Consider the following 2,765-nt stretch of genomic DNA (forward strand, 5'->3'; position numbering starts at 1 on the left):
TCAAAAATTACGTATTCATAGAAATGTATTTTATTGAACAAATATGCAGAAATCTGATTAGCAACCCAAAAGACGCACGCTATTCTTCTCAATCATGCGCGGCTCAAGGATTATCTGGATTGACGCGCTATCATCCTGCGCTTCGATGCCGTTATTTTTGCCTGTCGCAGCTGATTGCGTCGCAGCTGATTGCGTCGCAGCTGATTGCGTCGCAGCTACTTGCGTCGCAGCTCTCTGAACAACATCCGCCCCAAGCTCACCCAGACGACGGAACATAATCGAAAGCGCAGCGTCAGAAAGTTCATCAACATTTTGCTCAATCGAGGTCAGCGCCGGCTCAAACAGTGCGTCTGAAATGCTGTTATCGTATCCGACAACGGAATAATCGCGCGGAACATGCAAGCCGCGCTCATACAGGTAGCGCAATAGCCCAAGCGCAATGTTGTCCGACGTCGCAACAACAGCCGTAGCGTTCACGCGAATCAGCTGCTGAGCTGCAAGATAAGCATCAGGAATGTAATAATCGCTGGTCAGCACAAGCGACTGATCAAGCTCCAGGCCCTTCTCGCCAAGTGCGCGAACGTAGCCGTTGAGGCGCGCGCAGCCGGTGTTGGAGGCGGTGTTGACCATGCACGCGATCCGGCGATGACCGTGGTCTAGCAGGTATTTTGTGGCCAGATAGCCGCCGAGCTCGTTGTTGAACGTGACTTTATCGCAGTCAAGCGCGTCGATGGTACGGTCCACCATGACGTACGGCACGGGCAGCTGTTCCAAGTCGGCGATGAGCTGCTTCGAGGCTTCTACCTCGTCGGACGTGATGATAAAGATGCCGTCAGCGCCGCGATTAACCAGCAGTCGCACAAGGTCCGCATCATTTGACGTGCTGTTATCCGAGTTGGTGATGAACAGCGCGTACCCGCGGCGGCGGCACTTCATCTCCAGCATCTTTGCAAACGACGAGAAAAACCGGCTCTCGATATTCGGCACGATTAGCCCCAGCGTCTGCGTATGCTGCGTGACCAGGCTTCTTGCGATCTGGTTGGGGATGTAGTGCTCGCGGCGGGCAACGTCGAGGATGCGGCGCCGGTTCTCGTCGCTCACGCGCACCGGCCGGCCGTTCAGCACCAGCGAAACCGTGGCGGGCGACAGCCCCACCTCGCGCGCAATCGTTTTTAGGGTGACTTTTTCTGCCACGTTACCTCGCAACTTGCCCCGTTTGTCGTTGTTGCTTAAGTATAATAGTCGAGAAACCCCTGCGGCTGGTCGTCCGCCAAAAGCCAGACGCTGTCTCCACACGACAACCGCACCTGGACCCCGATACCGCACGCAAGCTGCACCTGCGCCCCGGCGCTCGCACGACAACCGCATTCCGAGAGGACGCGCATGAATATCACACCACAAGAAATCGTCGAGACCCTTGCCATGGTCAGCGAGCAAAACCTTGACCTGCGTACCATTACGATGGGCATCTCGCTCAATAGCTGCGCAGACGAGGACCTGGATCGCATGTGCCAGAAGGTCTACGACCGCATCACTCGCCAGGCCGAGCACCTGGTGTCCGTGGCCGAGGACCTGGAACGCGAATACGGCATCCCCATTGCCAACAAGCGCGTTTCCGTCACGCCAATCGCACAGATTGCGGCATGTACCTCGGCGCAAGACCTGACCCCGCTTGCTCATACGCTTGACCGCGCGGCCGAGACGCTGGGCATCGACTTTTTGGGTGGCTTCTCGGCGCTGGTCCACAAGGGTCTTGGCGACGCCGACCGCCGACTCATCGCATCCATCCCCGAGGCGCTGGCCACCACATCGCGCGTCTGTTCCTCGGTAAACGTTGCGTCTACGCGCGCAGGCATCAACATGGACGCCGTCCTGCTCATGGCAGAAACCGTGCTTGAAGCCGCTCGTCGCACCACCGACATTCAGTGCTACGGTGCCGCTAAGCTGGTCGTTTTTGCCAACATGGTGGAGGACTCCCCCTTCATGGCCGGCGCGGTCCACGGCAGCGGAGAGGCGGACGCCGTCATTAACGTGGGCGTTTCCGGTCCTGGCGTCATGGCTGCAGCCCTCGCCGAACTTCCCGACTCCGCAAACCTCATGGACGTTGCCGAGAAGATCAAGCAGACCGCATTCAAGATTACCCGCGCAGGCGAGCTGATGAGCCGCGAGGCTTCAAGGCGCCTGGGTGTCGAGAAGGGCATCGTAGACCTCAGTCTTGCGCCTACCCCTGCAGCTGGCGATTCCGTCGCTAAGATTCTGGAGCTCATCGGCGTTGGCGAATGTGGTGGCCCCGGAACCACCTGCGCACTTGCACTGCTCAACGATGCCGTCAAGAAAGGCGGCGTCATGGCGTCGTCAAGCGTTGGCGGCCTGTCCGGCGCATTCATCCCGGTCTCCGAGGACGCGGGCATGATTCGCGCAGCTCAAGACGGTGCGCTTTCTCTCGAGAAACTCGAGGCAATGACCTCAGTGTGCTCCGTTGGTTTAGACATGATTGCTATTCCTGGTGATTCCTCTGTGGAAACCATCGCGGGCATCATCGCAGATGAGATGGCCATCGGCGTCATCAACACCAAGACCACGGCGGTCCGTGTTATCCCAGCTATCGGTTACAACGAGGGCGACGTCCTGGAGTTTGGTGGCCTCTTTGGATCCGCGCCCATCATGCCGGTCAACCAGTTTGCGGGTACGGTGCTTGCACACCGCGGCGGTCGCTTCCCCGCTCCACTCAATTCACTCAAGAACTAGCAAAAGAGCCTCCATAT

Annotated in this window: 2 protein-coding genes; one reads left to right on the plus strand and one right to left on the minus strand. The window is 58.3% G+C overall.

What is annotated here, in order from left to right; all coding sequences use genetic code 11:
• Nucleotides 1-57: 57 nt before the first annotated feature.
• Nucleotides 58-1,194, minus strand: coding sequence for a LacI family DNA-binding transcriptional regulator (locus tag HMPREF1647_RS03715; RefSeq protein ID WP_035432170.1), 1,137 nt, complete (start codon nucleotides 1,192-1,194; stop codon nucleotides 58-60).
• 189 nt (nucleotides 1,195-1,383) lie between these two features.
• Between HMPREF1647_RS03715 and HMPREF1647_RS03720 the strand changes: the two genes are divergently transcribed.
• Nucleotides 1,384-2,748, plus strand: coding sequence for a PFL family protein (locus HMPREF1647_RS03720; protein ID WP_035432167.1), 1,365 nt, complete (start codon nucleotides 1,384-1,386; stop codon nucleotides 2,746-2,748).
• Nucleotides 2,749-2,765 lie beyond the last annotated feature (17 nt).

Origin of the sequence: Lancefieldella parvula DNF00906 (assembly GCF_000758945.1) — a bacterium.
Classification (GTDB): domain Bacteria; phylum Actinomycetota; class Coriobacteriia; order Coriobacteriales; family Atopobiaceae; genus Lancefieldella; species Lancefieldella parvula_C.